Origin of the sequence: Streptomyces sp. NPDC047079 (assembly GCF_040643755.1) — a bacterium.
Classification (GTDB): Bacteria; Actinomycetota; Actinomycetes; order Streptomycetales; family Streptomycetaceae; genus Streptomyces.
Genome location: NZ_JBEYUZ010000001.1, coordinates 457907 through 478526 on the forward strand (window position 1 = coordinate 457907; position 20620 = coordinate 478526).

Consider the following 20620-nt stretch of genomic DNA (forward strand, 5'->3'; position numbering starts at 1 on the left):
TCCGTCAGAACATGTCCAGAAGTCCGGTGACCGGTGAGACGAGGTCGTGTCCGAACTGCGTGACCTTCGTGGCTACCTTGCCCGCGTCGAGAGCACCGATCCACTTCGACTGGCCGAAGGTCATCAGACCCAGGGCAGCGCTTGCGGCGGACTTCTTGAACTCGTCGCTCGTGAACCCGTAGCCGATGCCGGTGAACAGGGCGCTGAGCCCGCCGAGGGCGACCGAGGCTGTCCCGAAGCCGGCCGCGACGGGCTCGAGGGGCGGGAAGGCGAGGCCGGCGAGGCCGAGGCCTGCGCCGATGAGGCCGGTGGCGATGCTCAGATCGTTCGTGGCGTTCGCCAGCCAGCGGGCGTCCTTCTTCCACCACGGAAGGCCGCCCTTGACGGAGTCGTTGTCGGTCGTCTCGGCTGGGTTCTGGCCGTTGGTCTTGGCCTGGCGCGCCGCCTCGGCCGCCTTGCGTGCCTTCTCCGCGATCTCGGCCCTGCGCTTGGCGAGGTAGATCTTGTTCGCCTCGCTCGCCGCGGCCGCCGCGGTCTGCGCGTCCTGTTTCGCCTGGAGGGCGGAGGAGCGGGCGGAGTTGGCCGAGGCCTGGGCGGCATTGGCGGAGGCCCTGGCGCTCTGTGCGGCGTCCACGGCACGGTTGGCCGAATAGTTCGCCGAGCGCGCGGCCGAGCGGGCCTTGGCGGCCGCCTGCTTGGCCTGGTCGGCCGAGGCCTGCGCCTTCTGAGCCGACTGCTCGGCGGCGTCCGCGTTCGCGTCCGCCTGTTTGGCGTAGTCGTCGGCCTTCTTGCTCGACGCCGTGGCCTTTGCCGCCCAGTCCGCCGCTTCCTTTGCGGCGTTGCGCGCCGTCGCCGCGGCCGCCTGGGCGTGGTTGGCGTTCTCCGCCGCCTTGTTCGCGATCTTCGAGGCAGCGGCGATGGCGCCCTGGACGGCCGCGATGTGGGCGGCGGAGTCGTAGTCGAGCTGCGCGGTCTTGTACTGCACCGAGGCGATGAAGTTGCGGCGCATCCACGCCGGGCCCTCCATCGCGACCTGGGCGTGAGCCTTGGTGTACGGGCCTCCCTTGCCGATGAGGGCGGCGGTGGCCACCGCGTCGTCGTCCCGCAGGGCCGTCTCGTACCCGGTGCTGACGAACTGGTGCAGGGCCTCGGGGGTCCCGGCGCTGAGCGCGTCGCTCGCCGCCTTCTTCACCGCGTTGCCCGGGGTGTTCGCCAGGATCCTGGAGATCATGACCCGGTTGTCCTCGGCCGCGGCCGCTATGACGCCGGAGGTGAGGAAGGCGGTGCCCGCGTCCGGGTCGTCGGCCGCCAGTGCCTGGGCCGCCGCGTCGGCGACGTCCGGGGAGGAGACCTGCGCGAGGTAGAGAGACGTCTCCAGGTCGTCCTGCCGCCGGGCGAGACGGCGGTCGGTGTCGATCCAGCGGTGGACGTCGGCGTCCGCCCCGGACAGGGCGAACCGCGCGGCTTCCCGCGACCAGGTCCCGGTCGAGTTCATCACGGCGATGGCCGCCTTGCGCCCGAGCGTGGCGGACAGGCCCAGGTCACCGTCCTGCAGCGCCGACTCTGCCTTCGCGATGAGGTCCAGCGTGGCCTGACCGGCCTGCGCGGCCTGCGTCCGCTTCTCGGCGTACTCGGCCCGCTCCCCGTCCTCGATCTGCGCGAGGAGGCGGACCTCCTCCAGTGCCTGCTTCGTGTCCTCGTCGAGGCGCTGCCACTCGGCGTCGCGGGCCTGCTTCTCCACCTCGACCGCCTTGTTCACGGCGTCGATGGCGGTGTTGGCGGCCTTGGTGGCCTCGTTGGCGAACTCGGTGGACTTGTTGGCGTAGTCGAGTGCCTTGCCCGCGTACTTGACGGCCCACTCGGCGGCGTCCGCGGACTTGTCCGCGTGGTCGGCGGCGCTGTTCGCGGCGTCGCGTGCGGTGGCGGCCGCCGCCGACGCGGTGTCGGCCAGGGCCTGGGCGGTGCCGGCGGCGTTGGTGGCGATCTGGGCGTTGGTACTGGCGATCTGCGCCTGCCGCCTGGCCTCCGCGGCCTCCGCCTCGGACGCGCCCGCGGCGGCAGCCGCCGCGGCGGAGGCGGACGCGGCCGCCGCCGCGTTGCGGGCCGCGGACGCGGCGGAGGCGCCGGCCGCCTTGGACTGGTCTGTGGAGACCTTGGCGGCAGCGGCTGCCTTCGCGGCACTGCGGGCCTTGGCAGCGGCGTTGCGCGCGGCCACGGCGGCGTTCTTGGCGGCGGTCGTCTTGGTGGCGTCCTTGGACGCGGCGATGGCGGCGTTGTACGCCTGGGCGGCGGCGTTGCCGGCGGTGGCCGCGGCCTGGCTCGCGGCGGTGGCGGCGTAGGCGGCGCGGCGGGAGGCGTCGACGGCGGCGTGGGAGGCGCGGATGGCGACCCGGGCCGAGTCTGCCGCACCCTGAGCGGCCTGCGCCGCCTTGCGGGCTGCCTTGCCCGACTTGACCACGTCGTTCATGGCCGCCTGCGCCTCGGCGGCGGCCTTCTCGGCGGCCTCCTTGGCCTTCTCCGCGGCCTCACTGGCACGAGCGGAGGCCTCCTGGGCCTCCTTCGTCTTCGCGTCGGCCTTCTTGCCCTCGCGCTCGACGACCGCGACGAGTTCGTCGATGGTCGCGGTCTCCTGGTCACGCGCGCGGGCGATGTGCTGGCCGGTCTCGAGGAACCACTCGACGTCCTGGGCGGTGCCGGACAGTGCCCGGGCGGCGTACTCCTTGACCTCCGGGCCCGCGTTGACGGTGAGCTTGGTGACCTCGAAGCGCATGTCCTCCTCGCGCGCCGTGTACTGGCCGGCGAGGAGGTACTGCTCCAGGGCGTCCTGGGTGCCCGTGCTGAGCGCCGTGTCGCCGTCCCGGTTCACGGCCTTGCCGCCCGTCGCCATCACCGTGGTGGTGGCGACGCGCAGGTCCTCCAGGATCGCGCTGTGGAAGCCCCCGTCGAGGAAGGCGGCGATGTCGGCGTCGCCGCCTCCCAGGGCCGCGGAGGCGCCCCGCCGGACGCCCGTGCCGCCTCCGGCCAGGGAGGTGACGATGGCGACGCGGTTGTCCTCCGCCGTGGCCTTGGGAAGGTCCACCGTCAGGAAGGTCTGGACGTCGTCGTCGGTGCCGCTCAGTGCCAGCTCCGCGGCGGCGCGGGCGGCGGGGCCGCCCAGCAGCCAGGCCTGCACGGCCTTCGCCCGGTCGGTGTCGGGCAGGTTGAGCGGGTCACCGTCGTCACCGTCGGACGGAGGGGTGGTGTCGGCCCAGGCCGCCACGGGGTTGAGGACGAGACTCGACGTCGCGGCGACGGCTGTGGTGGCCGCGAGGGCGCCGAGCACACGCCGCCGGCTCCAGTAGGTGGTGTCCAAAGTGGTCCTTCGGTATCGGTGCCTGACGGCCGCGCACACCCGCGACGGCAAGCCGCCAGGCGGACTCGTGGTCCGCCGTGCACATGTCCCTTTGGTCGTGCGGAAGTTCGGGCTCGCGCCAGGGGCGCGACGAAGCACCCGGAGATGTTACGCAAGTAAAGAGAACGTTGACCACTCGTTGGGCCTGTGTGAACAAGTGAGGAAGAACATGTTTACGTTCGGAGCGGTTTGACGACTTGTCACCGTTTTATTGAGTGGCGCGGAACGTGGACACGTGGTGAAAGGCGTCGGGTTGGCGGACGTGGCCCGCGCCCGACCGGGAGGCGGGGCAGGGCAGCCTCGGCCGCCGACCCTCGGAACCGCGACCGCCGCCCCGGCGGCGACGGGGCCGCCCCCTGGCCCTCGCCCGGCGCCGTACCCGTCCGCCTGGCGGACCGGTACGCGCCGCCGGTCCCCTTCGCGTAGATTTCTGGGCAGGTGAAACGACGCGAGGGGACGGAAGGCAAGGTGGCAGGGGCAAGACAGGCCGTGAGCGAGGCCCACAGGATCGTCGTCAAGGTGGGGTCGTCCTCGCTGACCACGGCCGCGGGCGGGCTCGACGCCGACCGCGTCGACGCCCTCGTGGACGTCCTCGCCAAACACCGAAAGCAGGGGGTGGCCCGAAGGCCCTCGGTTGAGAGTGGCGGCGGGAGACGGGCGGGCGGGGGAGAGAAGGAGATCGTCCTCGTCTCCTCCGGCGCCATCGCCGCCGGTCTCGCGCCCCTCGGGCTGCGCCGCCGCCCGCGGGACCTGGCCAGGCAGCAGGCCGCCGCCAGCGTGGGCCAGGGCCTGCTGGTGGCCCGCTACACCGCGTCCTGCGCCCGCCACGGCATCCGCGTCGGCCAGGTGCTGCTCACCTCCGACGACACCCGCCGCCGCGCTCACCACCGCAACGCCTCCCGCACCCTCGACAAGCTCCTCGCGATGGGCGCGCTGCCGGTCGTCAACGAGAACGACACGGTCGCCACGGACGAGATCCGCTTCGGTGACAACGACCGGCTCGCCGCGCTCGTCGCCCACCTCGTCCACGCCGACCTGCTGGTCCTGCTGTCGGACGTCGACGGCGTCTACGACGGGGACCCCAGCAAGCCCGGCACCTCGCGGATAGCGGAGGTGCGGGAGCCAGGGGACCTCGCGCACGTGGAGATCGGCAGTGCCGGCAAGGCGGGTGTCGGCACCGGCGGCATGGTCACCAAGGTCGAGGCGGCCCGGATCGCGGCGGCGGCCGGCATCCCCGTGGTGCTCACCTCCGCCGTGCACGCCGCCGACGCCCTCGCGGGCCGCGACACCGGCACGTACTTCCACCCCACCGGCAGGCGCTCCGCCGACCGGCTGCTGTGGCTTCAGCACGCCTCCACCCCGCAGGGCGCGCTCACGCTCGACGACGGGGCCGTCCGCGCGGTCGTCGAACGCCGTAAGTCGCTGCTGCCCGCCGGCATCGCGGCGGTCGAGGGCGATTTCACCGCAGGCGACCCAGTGGAACTGCGTGACAGCCGGGGCCGGGCGGTGGCGCGCGGGCTCGTGAACTTCGACGCCAAGGAGATCCCCCGGCTGATCGGCCGCTCGACCAGGGAACTGGCGCGCGAACTGGGCCCCGCCTACGAACGTGAGGTCATCCACCGGGACGACCTGGTCGTCCTGCACCCCTGACGGATGAAAGAGCCGCCCCGCGGGCCCGTCCGGTGGGGGACGTTCCGTAAAACCGCCCCGCGGACCCGTGCGGCCTGCTCCACTTTGTCTCGGGCACCCATTCCGCACGAGCACTGCAAAGGAGGCCGTCGTGAGACGAGTGCGCCCTGGGACGGCGACGCCCCGCGGTCGTGGCACCTCCGGCACCGCTCGCGGCGGCGGAGCCACCCGTGCGGCGGGCGAGGAGCGGGCACTGACCAGTGTCGCGACCGGGGACGCCTACGACGAAGTCGGTGACGTCCCCCGTCTGTGGCACGTCACGCTCAGCGTCTCCGGGGACGAGGCGCCGCTGACGGAGGTGCGGCGCGCCCTCGAACAGCTCGCCCACGACCACCCCTTCCTGCTGACCAGCCGCTACGCCGGCGACCACGCGGAGATCCGCTACTGGGAGGAGGCCCGCGATCTGCACGACGCCGCCGCGGTCGCGCTGCGCCTGTGGGGCGAGCACCGCCGGACCGCGGGACTGCCGCCGTGGGAGATCGTCGGCCTGGAGGTCATCGACCGCGACACCTACCACCAGCGGGTCGCCGAGGGGTACGGGCCGCCACGGGCGACACCCGTCGGAGTTCACCCGTTTTGAACCCGTCTCGGGGTGTGGGACGTGCGTCGGCCCCTCGCGCCCGGCGCACTACCCTTCCCCCATGACCACGCTCTCGCCGTACGACTCCATGTCCCCGGTCGCCCAGGCCGCCTACCGCGCCCGGGCCGCCGCCGACGACCTCGCGCCGCTGCCCCGGGCCGAGAAGGACGATGCGCTGCTCGCGATCGCGGACGCGCTGGAAGTCCGTACGAGTGAGATCGTCGAGGCCAACGCCAAGGACGTCGCCAAGGCCCGCGAGGCCGGCACCGGCGAGGCGATCGTCGACCGGCTCACCCTCACGCCCGAGCGGATCCGCGCCATCGCCTCCGACGTGCGGGACGTCGCCGCCCTGCCCGACCCGGTCGGGGAGGTCGTCCGCGGTTCCACCCTCCCCAACGGCATCGACCTGCGCCAGGTCCGGGTCCCGCTCGGCGTCGTGGGCATCATCTACGAGGCCCGGCCGAATGTGACGGTGGACGCCGCCGCCCTGTGCCTGAAGTCCGGGAACGCGGTGCTGCTGCGTGGCTCCTCCTCCGCTTACGAGTCGAACGCCGCCCTCGTACGCGTCCTGCGCGACGCGGTGGGCGGCGCCGGCCTGCCGGCCGACGCCGTCCAGCTCGTGCCCGGGGAGAGCCGCGAGTCGGTGCGCGAGCTGATGCGCGCCCGGGGACTGGTCGACGTGCTCATCCCGCGCGGTGGCGCCTCCCTGATCCGCACCGTGGTGGAGGAGTCCACGGTCCCGGTGATCGAGACCGGCACCGGCAACTGCCACGTCTACGTCGACGCCCAGGCCGACATCGACATGGCGGTCGACATCCTGATCAACTCCAAGGCGCAGCGGCCGAGCGTCTGCAACGCCGCCGAGACGCTCCTCGTCCACCAGGACATCGCCCCCGAGTTCCTGCCGCGCGCCCTGGACGCGCTCGCGGACGCGGGAGTCACCGTCCACGCCGACGAGCGGGTGCTGGCCTTCGCCAAGGGCTCCCGGGCCACGGTGGTGGAGGCCACGCCGGAGGACTGGGACACCGAGTACCTCTCCTACGACATCGCCGCCGCGGTCGTGGACTCCCTGGACAAGGCCGTGCAGCACATCCGGCTGTGGAGCTCCGGTCACACCGAGGCGATCGTCACCACCTCGCAGCAGGCCGCCCGCCGGTTCACCCGACTGGTCGACTCGACCACGGTCGCCGTGAACGCCTCGACGCGCTTCACGGACGGCGGTCAGTTCGGCTTCGGCGCGGAGATCGGCATCTCCACGCAGAAGCTGCACGCGAGGGGCCCCATGGGCCTGCCGGAGCTGACCAGCACCAAGTACATCGTCACCGGTGACGGGCACGTACGGCGCTGAGCGGGCGCTCAGGGGAGGCTGTCCGTCGCCGCTGGCAACCACCTGTGGAACCCGTCCCACCAGGTGGATGAATTTCCTTACCGTCTGCCCAAATTGACCCCCCAGGTCTACTCTGGATCCGTGCCGGAGGACGTGGGGGGCACGCCGTTCGCTGACGGCCGGGAGCCCGACGACGACCGCGACCGCGGAGGCAGGGACGAAGAGTTCGCCTCCGTGGTCTTCGACGAGGCCTTCGTGCGGGCGGCCGTGGTCCATGAACCGACGGCCGTGGAAAGACTCCTCGCCGCGGCGCAGGCCCGCGCCGAGGCCCAGGAGGCCGAGGCCCGCCGGGCGCACCGCCGGGGCAGACGGGGTGACGACGACTTCTACGAGGACGGCTTCGGTCCCGACGAGGACGGCGAATTCCGCCGCCACCGGGATCTGGACGACCTGGATGACACGGAGGTCCTGGAGGGCCGCCACGGCACCCCGGGCGCCTGGGGCGGGCCCTACCGCAAGGGCGCCCGCTGGCACCGCCCGGTCGCCTGGATGCTCGCCCTCGTGATGGGCATAGGCATGGTCGCGCTGGCCTTCACCGCGGTCTACCGGGGCGGTTCCTCGGACCGGCAGGAGATCCCGCCGCCCGCCAGCACGGGTCTGGAGCAGGGCCAGGAGACAAACGCCGGCACGCGCCCCTCGGCCTCGGCGGACACCTCGCCTCCCGTGTTCTCGGCCGTGCCCCGGACGCCCTGAGGGCTCCACGCAACGGCGGTCGGCGTTCTTTCGACATCCGTTCGAAAACCTGGTGAGAACCTGTCAGAAGTTGTCGTGTACCAGGGCGTTTACCCGGGCTCCGGGAGACCTACCCTGAAGGTATGGGCGGGCCTGGAGACCCACCTGAGGGGACGCCCGAGGGTGCTCCCGGCGGTGGCGAGGACGAGTACCGATCCGTCGTGTTCGACGAGTCGTTCGTCCGGGCTGCCCGCCTCCAGGAGTACTCCGCACGGGAGCGGATGGCCGACCACGCCCCGGCCGTACGCCGCCGCCCGGCGCTGCACCGCGGACTGTCCCGGCAGGCGCTGATCCTCGTGCTGCTCATAGCGCTCGCCTTCGGCACCGCCATCTACATGGGAGTGCGCCACTCCTACCAGGCGCCCAACGCCCAGCTCGCCGAGCCGCTGCGGATGACGGTGATACCACTGGCTCCCCAGTCCGCCGTGCCCGGCTCGACGGACCCCGAGGCGCTGTACGCGCACAGCCCCGCCGCCCAGTTCCGCATCGGCGCCAAGGGCTTCACCCTGCCCGCGACCCGGCGCACCGCGCACTTCTCCGAGAGCCAGGTCGTCGCCGCCGTCACCACCGCGAAGGACTATCTCGTCGCGTCCGCGCTCGACGAGGACGTCCTCACCGGCGACGCCGTGCGCTCGGTACGCGTCCTGGTCGACCCGGAACAGCTCGCACAGTTCGACCAGAGCTTCTACCGCCCGGCCGCGGACGGGCGGCACTCGCCCACCGGCTGGCTCGTCCGCTTCGACCCGTCACAGGTACGGCTGGCCGACCGCCAGATCCGCGTCCAGGGCACGCTGGACGTGGCGGAGTCCAGCTCCGACGCGCTGGAGGTCACGGCCGACCACACCCTGGTCTACGCGCTGAAGCCGACCGGCTCCGATGCGAAGGCGAAGGCCTCCCTGTTCACCGTCCGGCGGGAGCTGACCTTCCGCTTCAACCGCGACGACCTGCGGATGCACCAGGCCGAGCTGCTCGCCTCCTACGTTCAGGCGGGCCCGCTCGCCTGCGCCGACGACACCGCGGACCACCTGCGTCCACTGCTCGCGGGGCAGACCGCCAAGGCGGGCGGACCCGCCGGTACGGATCCGTACGCGACGGACAACGCCACGGCCCTGTGCGGCACCCTGTCGTCCAACGCGGAACCGAAGATCTGACGCCGCGGGAGCCCTTGCCGGCGCCCAGGAGCCCGGCCGGCGGCCGGCGCCCCGGCCCCGACCCCGGGCAATGCGGCCGGGCGCCCCAGGCGGCCGCTGAGGCATCTTGGCGGACGCGGTCCGGTCACCTCCGGTGGGACGCGCCCGGGAGCCGAGCCGCGGAGTCTCAGCCCTTGCTCTCGGGGGCGTCGTCGTCCGGATGACCCTCGCTCGGGCGGGTGTCGCCGGAGGGGCTGTCGCCGGGGCGGCTGTCCCCGTGGTCGCGCGGTGAGTCCTTGGGGGAGCCGCTGGTGAAGCCCGCGAAGCCCCGCCGCACCCGGCCCCCGAGATCGCCCGCGCCGTCCGCTATGTCGCTGACTAGCTTCATCAGCGGGTCCTTGGACTGCTTCACATCGTTGGCGTAGTGGGCCGCCGACTGCCGGAAGGAGTCCGAGACCGAGGTGTCCTTGTCCTCGCTGCGCCGCGGGTAGTGACCGTCCATGATCCGCTGGTGGTCGCGGGAGCCGGCCCATTCCTTCAGCTCGGCGGCGCGCACCGCCGCGAAGGGATGCGTACGCGGCAGGACGTTCAGGATCTTCAGCACGGAGTCGCGCAGGTCGCCCCCGGCCTCGTACTCCTCGGCCTGCTCCAGGAACGCGTCCACGTTCATCTCGTGCAGATGGTTCCCGCCCGCGATCTTCATCAGCCCGCGCATCGAGGCCCTCAGATCCTGCCCGACCAGCAGCCCGGCCCGGTCGGCCGACAGCTCCGACTTGCGGAACCACTCCCGCAGCGCGGTCACGATCGCCATGATCGCGAGATTGCCCAGCGGGATCCACGCGACCCGGACGGCGAGGCTGGTCAGGAACAGCAGGATCGTCCGGTAGACGGCGTGGCCGGACAGGGCGTGCCCCACCTCGTGGCCGACGACCGCCCGCATCTCCTCCTCGTCCAGCAGCTCCACGAGCCCGGTGGTCACGACGATGATCGGCTCGTCCAGGCCGATGCACATCGCGTTCGGCTGCGGATCCTGTGTGACGTACATCGGCGGGACCTTCTCGACGTCCAGGATGTAACAGGCGTCCCGCAGCATGTCGTTGAGGTGGGCGAACTGCGCGTCCGAGACCCGGACCGAGTCGGAGAGGAACAGCAGCCGCAGGCTCCGCTCGGGCAGCAGACCGCTGAGCGCCTTGAAGACCGTGTCGAAACCGCTGAGCCGGCGCAGGGCCACCAGGGCCGAACGGTCCGCCGGGTGTTCGTACGCCCGCGAGGAGATCCCCGGAAAGCGCCTGCGCCGCCTGCTCGGCACGCCGTGCCCGTTGTCGGAAGCGTTCTGCTCAAGACCGTCGTCGGACATGTGTTCCCCCATGTTTTTTGATGGCTCACCGCGCGATGGAGCCGCGAAGTGCCGGCCATGGATCTGTGATGTACCTGCGCTCGATCTGCGATCGATCATTGGGTCACCGCTCCGTGGACCATCACCCGGTGAGCGGCGATCCGTGTGCCCCGAAGCGGGGTCCAGCCTAGGCGGAGATACCGTGGCAGGGCAGCACACCACAAGGAGTGATCCCATGGAGCACATGTCCGCCACCTGGCTCGCCGAGGCCGCACTGGCCGCCGATCGACAGGGCACGGGCAACCTGCTCCGCGTCGTGCTGATCGTGATGGTCGTCGGCTGCGTCCTGGCCGCGTGGTTCCTGCTGAGCGGCTACAGGCGCAAGTGACCAGCGGATGCGGACGGCCTCCGTCCCGCCACGGCCCTCCGTGGCGGCGGAGTCGGCGTGAAACGGCGGAGTCGGGGTGATCGGCGTGACGGCCCCCGCATACGATGAGGCGACGTCTTTATTCCGCCCACACCGGATAGGTTCTGCCGAAGATGAGCTTCCACAGCACCGCTGCCCAGTTGGCCACCCTCGCCGAGGGCGGCGAGACCGAGCGCCACGCGAGCATCAGCCCCTTCATGACGGGCGGCGGCGCCCTCGTCATCCTGCTGCTGCTGCTGTGGATCACCACCCGCTTCAACCGCGACCGCTGAGTCCGGCACGGGGCCCGGTCCCGGCCGCCCGCGGGGACCTGTCGGCCGGTTGCCCCCGGTCGGGCCGGTAGGGTCTGCACGCATGGGAGAGCAGCACATGCCCACCGGTCCGGCGAAGGGCACGCGAACCGGCCCCGGGAACGGGCCGTCGAACCCCGGCAAACGCCGCCTCGGCGTCATGGGCGGGACGTTTGACCCGATCCACCACGGGCACCTCGTCGCGGCCAGCGAGGTCGCCGCGCAGTTCCACCTCGACGAGGTGGTGTTCGTTCCCACCGGCCAGCCGTGGCAGAAGACGGACCGCAAGGTCTCCGCGGCCGAGGACCGCTATCTGATGACGGTCATCGCGACCGCCGAGAACCCCCAGTTCTCGGTCAGCCGCATCGACATCGACCGCGGCGGCCCCACCTACACCACGGACACCCTGCGTGATCTGAAGGCCCTGAACCCCGACACCGACCTCTTCTTCATCACCGGCGCCGACGCGCTCAGCCAGATCCTCACCTGGCGCTACACGGACGAGTTGTTCTCCCTCGCACACTTCATCGGCGTGACCCGCCCCGGCCACACCCTGGCCGACCCCGGTCTTCCCGAGGGTGGCGTCTCGCTGGTCGAGGTTCCCGCGCTGGCCATCTCGTCCACAGACTGCCGTGCGAGAGTCGCCAAGGGCGAACCCGTCTGGTATCTGGTGCCGGACGGTGTGGTGCGCTACATCGACAAACGGCAGCTGTACCGCGGCGAGTGAGCCGAGAGGGGCACCGGTGAACGACCGATACGACGGGTACACGGGCAGCGACCCGTACGAACTCGTCGGTTACGACGAGTTCGGGCAGCCTGTGTACCGGCAGGTGCCGGCGCAGCGCACCCCGCAGGACCACGACCCCTACGGCACGCAACAGCCCCAGCAGTCCCAGGGCTACGGCTACGACCCCTATGCGAACGGCCGGCAGCAGCCCGCGCCGCCGTATCCCACCGGTCAGCAGCAGCCCGCGCCGCCGTACCACACCGGTCAGCAGCAGCCCGCGCCGCCGTACCACACCGGTCAGCAGCAGCCCGTGTCCTCCCACGACACCGGCACCCGGCCCCCTACCGCCTCGTACGACCCCTACGCCCCGTACGGCACCACCACGGCTGGCGGCTACGACCCGTACGGCCGGACATCAACGAGCGGACAGCAGCCCCGCGTTGGTGAACCGACGGCCTACATCCCCCAGCAGGCGGGCCCGGACGACAGAGGGCCCGCGCACGCCGACGACCCGGCCGGTTTCGCCGACGGCGACGAGACGGGACGGAGCGGGAGGGCCCCGGGGGCGCCGCACGGCGACCGCGACTACCGCACCGAGCAGTTCGCCTTCGTAGAGGAGCCCGACGGCGACTCCGAAGACGTCATCGACTGGCTGAAGTTCACCGAGAACCGCACCGAGCGCCGCGAGGAGGCCAAGCGCCGCGCCCGCAGCCGGATCGTCGCCCTCGTCGTGGTCCTCGCCCTCGCGGCCGTCGGCGGCGCCGGCTACCTCTGGTACGCGGGCAAGCTGCCCGGCACCTCCTCCGGCGGCAAGTCCGCCACGACCACGGCCACGGGCGCCCAGAACCGCGATGTGCTCGTCGTCCACCTGCACAACACCAAGGGCGGCGGCACCTCCACCGCGCTGCTCGTCGACAACACCACCATCAAACAGGGCGCCACCGTCCTGCTCCCCAACTCCCTCGCGCTGACCTCCGACGACGGCACCACGACCACCCTCGCCAAATCGGTCGCCGACGACGGCTCCTCCGGCACGAGCGACGCCATCGACTCCGTCCTGGGCACCAGGATCGAGGGCTCCTGGCGTCTCGACACCCCCTACCTCAACAACCTCGTCGAACTCGTCGGCAACATCGAGGTCACCACCGACACCGACGTCCCCGACCCGGACAAGAAGAAGGGCGGCTCCCCCCTCGTGCACAAGGGGCAGAGCCAGACCCTCAGCGGCAAGATGGCCGTCGCCTACGCCACCTACCGTGCCCCCGGCGAGTCCCAGGACGCCCAGCTGGAGCGGTTCGGCCAGGTGATGCAGGGCGTGCTGCGCAAGTTGTCCTCGGACCCGCAGGCCGCGACCACCACCGTGCAGACGCTCGCCCAGATCCTCGACCCGCCCCTGAACGACAAGGACCTCGGCAGCTTCCTCGCCAAACTCGCCGACCGCGCCAAGGAAGGCGCCTACAAGACCGCACTGCTGCCGGTCGGGTCCGACGGCAACGTCGGCGACAAGGCCACCGACTCCGTGGTCAAGACCCTGCTCGGGGGCACGGTGAAGAGCCCCCAGGCCGGCGACGCCGTGCGGGTCGGCATCCAGAACGCCACCGGCTCCAAGGGCGCCGCGGAGCAGGCCCGTGTCGTCCTCGTCAACGGCGGCTACACCTTCATCGACGCCGGCACCGCAGCCGCCCAGACTGCGTCCCGGGTCACGTACGCCGACGACGGCGACAAGGAGAACGCGATCGAGGTCACCAAGACCCTGGGCCTGCCCACCAGCGCCGTGCAGAAGGGCAAGGTCACCTCGAACGCCAACGTCTCCGTCGTACTCGGCCAGAATTTCAAGGCGAGCTCGTGACGCGGGCCACACGCCGGGCGCGGGGAGTGCCCCGTTAATCACATGGGGTGCCGTCGGCGGTCCGTGAGACCCTTGAGGTATCACTGACCGCCGACCGAAAGCCTCGTAGTGACCGCCACGGACCGCTCTCTCGAGCTCATCAACACCGCCGCTCAGGCGGCCGCCGACAAGCTCGCGCACGACATCATCGCCTACGACGTCAGCGAGGTGCTGTCGATCACGGACGCCTTCCTGCTGGCCTCCGCGCCCAACGACCGCCAGGTCAAGTCGATCGTCGACGAGATCGAGGAGCGGCTGCTCAAGGAACTCGGTGCCAAGCCGGTGCGCCGCGAGGGCGACCGCGAGGCCCGCTGGGTCCTGCTGGACTACGTCGACATCGTCGTGCATGTGCAGCACAGCGAGGAGCGCGTCTTCTACGCCCTGGAGCGGCTGTGGAAGGACTGCCCCGAGCTGGAGCTGCCCGCCGACGCCACGGCCACCCGCGGCAAGGCCGAGGAGCACGCCCGGCTGCAGGCCGCCGGGGACGCCGCCGGGCTGAACGCCGAGCTGGGCGGGGAGCTGCGGTGACCGCCCCGGGCGCCGAGGCCGGGAGGAAGGGCCGGGGCCGCCGCCTCATCCTGTGGCGCCACGGCCAGACGTCGTGGAACGTGGAGCGCCGCTTCCAGGGCTCCACGGACGTCGAGCTGACCGAGACCGGCATCGGCCAGGCCCGCCGCGCCGCCCGTCTGCTCGCCTCCCTGAAGCCGGACGCCATCGTCGCCTCCGACCTCAGGCGAGCCGCCGACACCGCCGCCGAGCTGGCCGCCCTCACCGGCCTGGAGGTCACCCTCGACGAGGGCCTGCGCGAGACGTACGCGGGCGTCTGGCAGGGGCTGACCCACGAGGAGATCATCGCCCGGTACGGCGAGGAGTACGCCGCCTGGAAGCGCGGTGAGCCCGTGCGCCGCGGCGGCGGCGAACTGGAGACCGAGGTAGCCGACCGCGCCGCCCCGGTGGTGCTGCGGCATGCCGAGAAGCTCCCCGAGGACGGCACCCTCGTGGTGGTCAGCCACGGCGGCACGATCCGCACCACCATCGGCCGGCTGCTCGGCCTGGAGGCCCGCCACTGGGAGAGCCTCGGCGGTCTCTCCAACTGTTGCTGGTCGGTCCTCGGCGAAGGCGTGCGTGGCTGGCGCCTCCTGGAGCACAACGCGGGCACACTGCCGGAACCGGTCCTCGGCGACGACGACTGACACCTCCTCACCAGGTGCGGGCCCGGATTTCACTTTCCGGCAGGTCGCAGGCTAAAGTTCTTCTTGTTCGCCCCGCCGAGCGGGAAGAACGCCAGGGGCTATAGCTCAGTTGGTAGAGCGCCTGCATGGCATGCAGGAGGTCAGGAGTTCAATTCTCCTTAGCTCCACGGATCGACACTCTTGAGTTGTCAAAGATCGGTACAGAAGATCCCGTCCCGCGAGTGGCGGGATTTTTTCATGGCGGATTTCTCAGTGGGTGAGGCGCCTCACCTCACCTCCGCCGGTGCCACGCCGGACGGCGAGCGCAGCCGCCGCCTCGGCGTTGGCGGCGGCACCGCCTTGTGTCTTCGCCCGCGGTCCGGGCGGTATCACCTCGCCGCTCGCCCACCGCTCGTTCGCGGCCCGGATCTCCGGGATCACGGGGCCCGGGAAGAGGGCGCGGTCGGCGGGATCGTTGGCCAGGACGTCGTAGGGCCGGTGGCAGACGACCGCCGGATGGGGCCGGGGGCGCCGATGAGGGTCTGGATGTCCGGGCCGGTCCGCTGCGCCAGGCCCTGCGGGGAGGCCCTGATCGGGCGGCCCCGCTCCGAGCCGGGCGTACCAGCTGACGCCCACGCCGGAGAGCCGCGCCACCTCCTCCCGGCGCGGGCCCGGCGCCCGGCACCGCAGCCCCGGCGGCATGCCCACCTCGTCAGGCGTCACCCTGGCCCGCCTGCCGCGCGGGAAGACGGCCGGCTCCGGCCTGCGGCGTTGTGTCGTCGTCCTCGTCATCATGTCCCCCGTCGTCCGTGGTCGATACAAGAGCCGTCGCTGCCAGACGCTGGCCGCACCAGCATCGACGGGCTCTCGTCACCTGTATCCAGCCGTCGCCAGGCTCTGCGGCATGACGACGACAAGTCCTGCGAGTCCCGGATCCGCATCCCGCGCCCCGACCTGTGACCAGTAAAACCCCCGCCACTGACAATCGCCCCGGCCGACTGCCGGCGGTCGTGCCCACCGCGCGGTTCATGGCCCTGCCCGACGTCTTCACCGTGAACGTGGCGGTCCCACGATCGGTTCCCGGCTCCACGCGGGTGGCGCCGGGCCGAGGTTGGTGGTCGCCGGATACGCCATCACCTGTGCCGTACCGATGATCAGTGATGCGCCACTCGGCCCCTCGGCTGGTCACGGCGGCCTCGCAGGCGTGCGGACTCGCCGCGCATTCCGGGCAGTTGATCGCTTTCCGGCTGGTGCAGGAGCCGGGCAGGCCGGTCGTGACGATCGAGGGGTCCCCGGCCTGATGGAGCGTCATCTCCACCGGCGAGGCGCGGGCGAGAGCGACGGCACTCGGCGGGTTCCCGGCCGTCCTCGGGCCACCGGCGCGGCCGCCGGGCCGGTGCTCGGGGGCGGCGCGTCCTGCCGCGCGACGGCGCCGACGGCCTCGGACGTCCGCGTGGTCTGGACGCGCCCGCCGATGCTGCTCGGAGCCGCCGTCTCGCCGCTGACCGTGCCGCTCCTGCTCGGCCGGCAGGAGGACCGGCCGCCGTGGCCCTGGCTGTACCTCGCCGCCTCCGCGGTGATCTCCGCGCTCTCCGCGGTCGGCGTGCCCAGCTCGGTCAGCTGATCGGTGCCGCGGTCTTCGGCACACTGTCCTTGAACCGGCTTGAGTCACTTGGGCCCCGAGGGCGTATACCTCTTCGGATGCGCTCCCCCTGTGCAGGCACGCGCTGGCCGCGACGGTCACGCCGGGGGCCGTGTCCGGACTGGTACGAAGGCGTCGCTGACCGTATTGCTCCGGCCGTGGCAGAATCAAACGGCCGGAAGGGGGCGCCGCCCGACGGGAGGGAGTAGTGATGCCTGCGAGCATCCGCGGGGAGGTCCACGATCTCCTCGCAGTGGCGGTGACACGTCGGAAAGCCACCCTCCTCGACTGTCCTTCCTGCGGCTCGTCCCACGTCGCCCAGGTCCTCGGCGACAACGGCGGCATCTCCTACGTGTGCACGGCCTGCGGCCACAGCTGGAGCTGATCGATGGGTGCACACAGGCGGAAGTGCGACTGGTGCGGTAGCGGTACTCCGATCGTCCGGGACATGGAACCGGTCAACCCGGACTACCAGTACTGGTGCGAGGAATGCGCAAGGGCGCTGATCATAAAAGGCGACCCGATCGAGACCTACCGGGAGCTGGAGGGCGAGCCGATCTACGGCCGCCTCCTCGACGAGCACTGCACGCTCAAACGCTTCTATTCGTTCGCCACGGCCTGACCCGGGGCACCCCGCGAGCGCGGAAACGGCCTCGGGCGGGCCGTCCACGCGCCCCACGGAAACGATTTGGTGTTTCACCCGGTGGACCGTGTAATGTTGGCGTCGCCGCCGGGGAAACCGGGCGACACGGTCAGCATGCGGCTCCGCCGCGTGGCCGCAAGGGGCTATAGCTCAGTTGGTAGAGCGCCTGCATGGCATGCAGGAGGTCAGGAGTTCAATTCTCCTTAGCTCCACAGGAATTGAAGGCGGTCCATCCGATCGGATGGACCGCCTTCGTCGTATGGGACCGCAGAGGCGTACGGCGCACAAAGACACCGACGGCGGGCGGCCCCGAGCGGGGCGGCCCGCCGTCGGTGTCTCGGTCAGAGGCCGAGCCGTTGCCTCAGCGGCCGAGCGCCCGGCGCCCGCGGCCCTGTGACAGCACCGGGAGGTTGTTGCGGGCCGGCGCGGAGGACCGGGTGTCCTCCTCGATCCGCAGCGCGAGCGCGGGGCAGCGGCGCACGGCCCGCAGCGCCTTGGCCTCCGCGTACCGCGGCACCGGCGCCTGGGCGACCGTCGGGAAGCCGTCGGCCCCCAGTTCGAAGACCTCCGGGAGGATGTCCGCGCACAGGCCGTGGCCGCGGCACAGCGTCCAGTCGACGTAGATCTTCTGCCGGCTGGCGCCCGCCTCGGGCTCGGCCTGGCCGCCGCCCGGGATCCCCGTGGGGGCGCGACCGCCCTGGAAGAGCGGCAGCACGCCCTCCACGGGCCTGCCGCAGCCGTTGCCGAGGACGTGGGCCGCCAGGTCGTCCGTGAACGCCTTGATGGTCGACTCGAGGAACATCGCGGAGCCGTCCGGGTGGGAGCAGGCGCCACGCCTCTTCACGGCCTTGGCGACCTGCTTGAGGGCCTCCAGGGCGGCCGGACCACCGCCGTTGAGGATGTCCTCCATGCCGCGAGCGGCGGCGGGCAGTCCGAGGTAGCAGGGGCCGCACTGGCCCGCGCTCTCCTCGGCCAGCCACTTGGCCACTTGCAGGGACTCCCCGAGCGGACAGGTCTCCTGGCTGATGGGGAGGATCGCGCCGGCGCCGAGCGAGCCGCCGACGGCGTCCAGGGAGTTGCGCGAGACGATCGCCTCGTTGACCGTCACCGCGTCGATCCACTTGCCGTGGTAACCGCCGGTCAGCACGCCCTGCGGGGCCGGCGGGGCGCCGGCCAGCTGGAGCACGTACCGCAACGGCACGCCCGTGGGGACCTCGATCACCATGGGGCGGTTGACGGCACCGGAGACGGTGAGCATGACGGTACCGGGCTCGTCGTACAGACCGGTGTTGCAGTAGCGCTCCGCGCCGATCCGCGCGGCGATCGCCAGCTGGGCGAACGTCTCGGCGTTCGACAGCAGGGTGGGTGCGCCGCCCACGCCGCTCTGTGAGGCGCTGGTCTTGCGTCCGGGCGGGATGGGCGGCCCGCCGTCGATGGAACGGATCAAAGACGCCGCGGCGCCGGTGACCATGCGGACCGGGTTGCGCTGCACGCGCGCGCGTATGGGCGCGCCGCGCCGGTCGCTCAGTCCGCGCTCGGCCAGCGCCTGCTCCATCGAGCGTTCGGTGGAGGACCGGGTCACGCCGACTACGAGCTGCCGCGCTCCGAGGGCCTCGGCGACCAGGAGGGCGCCGTCCAGGATGAGGTGCGGGGCACGGTTGATCAGCACCGTGTCCTTGCGGCAGGCCGGCTCGTCCTCGCTTCCGTTGACGACCACCACGGGCCGGATGCCACGGCGGATCGCCGACTCGGCGACCGACCGCAGCTTCTTGTGGAAGGGGAAGCCGGCGCCGCCGCGCCCCTTCAGGGAGATCTGCTCGGCCAGCTGTGCGAGCTGCTCGCCGCCCATCGGCTCGAGCGGGCCGTGCACCTTGAGGTGCATCGGCAGGTCGAGTCTCTCGACAAGGTCGAAGCCCGACGTGAGCTGCGGAAGCCCGACCACGCGGACCTCTGGGACGTCGGGCAGGGCCTCGTTCACTTAAAAGCCTCCGGAAGGCGCGTTCCAGGGTTCACCGGCCCCCGGCGTGTCGTAGGCGCCGGGAAGCGTTTCCGTCGCGGGACCGCTGTTGTACGTGTTGTTCGAGTTGTACGTGCCGTAGGCGGCGTTCGTCTCACCCGTGTCGTACATCTCACTCGCGCCGTACCCGTTGTATCCCGGATTGCCATAGGCCGGGATGGTGTAGCCGGTGTCCTGGAGGGGGTCGTACGCGGAGGGCGGCGCCTCGCCGACGGGCGGCGGCGAGGGGATCGGCCAGCTGCCGGAGGTGCTGTTCGCGCCGTCGACCCGGGGCATCGCCTCGGTGGCCTGCATGTCCAGGGGCAGGTCCATGCGCTGGGTGGCGTCGGGCGTCATCGGGCGCTGCGCGCGCGGGGTGCCCGAGACGACCCGGTAGGCGGCCGCGAAGCCGTTGCCGGGCTCCGGGGTCATGGTGCGGGCCGGAGGGGCCTCGTAGAGGGGCGCGGAGGGCTGCGGGGGGATCAGGCCCGTGTCGGTGCCGCCGCGGCCCGCAGAGCCCGTTTTGAAGCCCGCCAGGGCTGACGCGGCCCCCGCGTTGCGGGCACGGCTGGCGTCCAGCTCGCCGCGCCCCGGCCGGTCGGCGGTGTCGATGAACGCGAAGATGCGGTCGGCCACCTTCCGCTTGAACGGGCGCGGGGCCGCGCGCAGTCCCAGCGCCGCCATGACCCCGAGCAGGCACAGCTCGTACGACACCGTGAAGAACGGCTTCGCCGCGCGTCCCGCGTACAGGCCGTGGATCAGCGCGGCGCACCATGCGGGGTAGGCCAGCATGTGCATCGCCCGCCAGCGCGCGGCGACCGGCGCCGGGGAGGCGAAGTTGCTGCGCAGGGCGCCGGTGACGCCCACGAAGATCATGAGCAGTCCCGCCAGGGAGCCGAGGCCGATGAGTCCGGCCGAGCCGCTGACGCCCAGGCTGAAGGGGATCAGCGCGGCGATCAGCACGGTGTGGTCGAGGGCCAGCTTGACCGTGATGTGCACCAGGAGGAACGCGATCGAGGCCACCGCGGTCGTCCGGTGCACGGCCTGCGCCACGATCCGCTGGCGGATGTTGAGGAAGATACGGTCCTGGGCGACGAGCCCCCAGATCACCGAGCAGCTGAGGGAGACGAGCGAGAGGACACCCGCTCCGAAGTTGAGGAAGTCCCGGACTGCGTTTCCGCCGGCGAGCACGATGACGGGTATGAGCAGCAGTACCACAGCCGACGCCACGCCGTAGGCCGAGCGGCCCGGCTTGGGAAGCGAGCTGTTACTACGTGGAGGGTTCATGGGGGGCAACTCCGAACAGTTTCGGGAAGGCGGTCCCGCTGCCGCACTCTAAAGGGGCTCCAAACCGAGCGGTACGAGGTTTGAGTTATTGCGTTGTTACCTGAGGGCAACGGGGCGGTTGTGATGTCCGAATAGCTGCCGTTACGCGAAGTAACAATTGAACCTTGTTCAGCTTTTCGAGTCCTTCACAACTCGACCGTCGAAGACTGAGTACGGATCCGCTCCTCGTTGGGTTCAGTCCCCACGCATCCGGGTGTGCCGCCATCAAGCCCGTCGCGGCCCGCTCGGACGCTGGGGTACCCT

General features: G+C 71.6%; 20 protein-coding genes and 2 tRNA genes. 17 read left to right on the forward strand and 5 right to left on the reverse strand.

What is annotated here, in order from left to right; translation table 11 throughout:
* Positions 1–4 precede the first annotated feature (4 nt).
* Positions 5–3352: a hypothetical protein gene (locus ABZ823_RS02000; RefSeq protein WP_361652614.1), complete on the reverse strand. Its 3348-nt coding sequence runs from the start codon at positions 3350–3352 to the stop codon at positions 5–7.
* A gap of 528 nt (positions 3353–3880) precedes the next feature.
* On the opposite strand from ABZ823_RS02000, the gene proB reads away from it, so the two are divergent.
* The 5 genes from proB (at position 3881) to ABZ823_RS02025 (ending at position 8930) form a co-directional block, all read left to right on the forward strand.
* A complete protein-coding gene (proB, locus tag ABZ823_RS02005) occupies positions 3881–5041 on the forward strand; it encodes a glutamate 5-kinase (protein WP_361652616.1) in 1161 nt (386 codons plus the stop codon).
* Between the two features lie 130 nt (positions 5042–5171).
* Positions 5172–5660, forward strand: a complete 489-nt coding sequence (locus ABZ823_RS02010) for a hypothetical protein (protein ID WP_361652619.1) — start codon at positions 5172–5174, stop codon at positions 5658–5660.
* A gap of 61 nt (positions 5661–5721) precedes the next feature.
* Complete coding sequence (locus ABZ823_RS02015) at positions 5722–7008, forward strand: glutamate-5-semialdehyde dehydrogenase (protein WP_361652621.1); 1287 nt, start codon at positions 5722–5724, stop codon at positions 7006–7008.
* Positions 7009–7101: 93 nt separating this feature from the next.
* Positions 7102–7740, forward strand: a complete 639-nt coding sequence (locus ABZ823_RS02020) for a hypothetical protein (RefSeq protein WP_361652623.1) — start codon at positions 7102–7104, stop codon at positions 7738–7740.
* A 122-nt stretch (positions 7741–7862) separates the two neighbouring features.
* A complete protein-coding gene (locus ABZ823_RS02025; protein WP_361652625.1) occupies positions 7863–8930 on the forward strand; it encodes a hypothetical protein in 1068 nt (355 codons plus the stop codon).
* A 166-nt stretch (positions 8931–9096) separates the two neighbouring features.
* Here ABZ823_RS02025 and ABZ823_RS02030 read toward each other — a convergent pair whose 3' ends face one another.
* On the reverse strand, positions 9097–10266 hold the full coding sequence (locus ABZ823_RS02030; RefSeq protein WP_361652627.1) for a M48 family metallopeptidase: 1170 nt from the start codon (positions 10264–10266) through the stop codon (positions 9097–9099).
* Positions 10267–10480: 214 nt separating this feature from the next.
* Between ABZ823_RS02030 and ABZ823_RS02035 the strand changes: the two genes are divergently transcribed.
* The 7 genes from ABZ823_RS02035 (at position 10481) to ABZ823_RS02065 (ending at position 14937) form a co-directional block, all read left to right on the forward strand.
* Positions 10481–10633: a hypothetical protein gene (locus tag ABZ823_RS02035; RefSeq protein ID WP_361652629.1), complete on the forward strand. Its 153-nt coding sequence runs from the start codon at positions 10481–10483 to the stop codon at positions 10631–10633.
* A 152-nt stretch (positions 10634–10785) separates the two neighbouring features.
* Positions 10786–10944 (forward strand): hypothetical protein, encoded by a 159-nt coding sequence (locus ABZ823_RS02040; protein ID WP_361652631.1) that lies wholly within the window; start codon positions 10786–10788, stop codon positions 10942–10944.
* Positions 10945–11026: 82 nt separating this feature from the next.
* Positions 11027–11689: a nicotinate-nucleotide adenylyltransferase gene (gene nadD, locus ABZ823_RS02045; protein ID WP_361652633.1), complete on the forward strand. Its 663-nt coding sequence runs from the start codon at positions 11027–11029 to the stop codon at positions 11687–11689.
* Positions 11690–11705: 16 nt separating this feature from the next.
* Positions 11706–13538 carry a LytR C-terminal domain-containing protein gene (locus ABZ823_RS02050; protein ID WP_361652635.1) on the forward strand — a complete coding sequence of 611 codons (1833 nt, stop codon included), beginning with the start codon at positions 11706–11708 and terminating at the stop codon, positions 13536–13538.
* Between the two features lie 108 nt (positions 13539–13646).
* Positions 13647–14105: a ribosome silencing factor gene (gene rsfS / locus ABZ823_RS02055; RefSeq protein ID WP_361652637.1), complete on the forward strand. Its 459-nt coding sequence runs from the start codon at positions 13647–13649 to the stop codon at positions 14103–14105.
* Complete coding sequence (locus tag ABZ823_RS02060) at positions 14102–14770, forward strand: histidine phosphatase family protein (protein WP_361652639.1); 669 nt, start codon at positions 14102–14104, stop codon at positions 14768–14770. Before rsfS ends, ABZ823_RS02060 begins: the two co-directional genes overlap by 4 nt.
* Positions 14771–14864: 94 nt before the next feature.
* Positions 14865–14937, forward strand: a tRNA-Ala gene (locus ABZ823_RS02065).
* An 82-nt stretch (positions 14938–15019) separates the two neighbouring features.
* Here the strand turns inward: ABZ823_RS02065 and ABZ823_RS02070 are convergent.
* The gene (locus ABZ823_RS02070) at positions 15020–15472 is read right to left on the reverse strand and encodes a hypothetical protein (RefSeq protein ID WP_361652641.1); all 453 of its coding nucleotides are present in this window, start codon (positions 15470–15472) and stop codon (positions 15020–15022) included.
* Positions 15473–15906: 434 nt separating this feature from the next.
* On the opposite strand from ABZ823_RS02070, the gene ABZ823_RS02075 reads away from it, so the two are divergent.
* The 5 genes from ABZ823_RS02075 to ABZ823_RS02095 all read left to right on the forward strand — a co-directional run bounded on the left by ABZ823_RS02075 (position 15907) and on the right by ABZ823_RS02095 (position 17246).
* Entirely contained in the window at positions 15907–16050 is a 144-nt protein-coding gene (locus tag ABZ823_RS02075; protein WP_361652643.1) for a hypothetical protein, read from the forward strand.
* Entirely contained in the window at positions 16050–16373 is a 324-nt protein-coding gene (locus ABZ823_RS02080) for a hypothetical protein (protein WP_361652645.1), read from the forward strand. Before ABZ823_RS02075 ends, ABZ823_RS02080 begins: the two co-directional genes overlap by 1 nt.
* Before the next feature lie 229 nt (positions 16374–16602).
* Positions 16603–16776 (forward strand): hypothetical protein, encoded by a 174-nt coding sequence (locus ABZ823_RS02085; protein ID WP_361652647.1) that lies wholly within the window; start codon positions 16603–16605, stop codon positions 16774–16776.
* 3 nt (positions 16777–16779) lie between these two features.
* Complete coding sequence (locus tag ABZ823_RS02090) at positions 16780–17013, forward strand: hypothetical protein (protein ID WP_016643127.1); 234 nt, start codon at positions 16780–16782, stop codon at positions 17011–17013.
* 160 nt (positions 17014–17173) lie between these two features.
* Positions 17174–17246, forward strand: a tRNA-Ala gene (locus ABZ823_RS02095).
* Between the two features lie 149 nt (positions 17247–17395).
* On the opposite strand, the gene ABZ823_RS02100 is transcribed toward ABZ823_RS02095, so the two are convergent.
* Together ABZ823_RS02100 and ABZ823_RS02105 are read right to left on the reverse strand one after the other, a co-directional pair.
* Entirely contained in the window at positions 17396–19012 is a 1617-nt protein-coding gene (locus ABZ823_RS02100; RefSeq protein WP_361652649.1) for an NADH-ubiquinone oxidoreductase-F iron-sulfur binding region domain-containing protein, read from the reverse strand.
* A complete protein-coding gene (locus tag ABZ823_RS02105; protein ID WP_361652651.1) occupies positions 19013–20317 on the reverse strand; it encodes a cytochrome b/b6 domain-containing protein in 1305 nt (434 codons plus the stop codon). It abuts the gene before it with no gap.
* Positions 20318–20620: the final 303 nt, after the last annotated feature.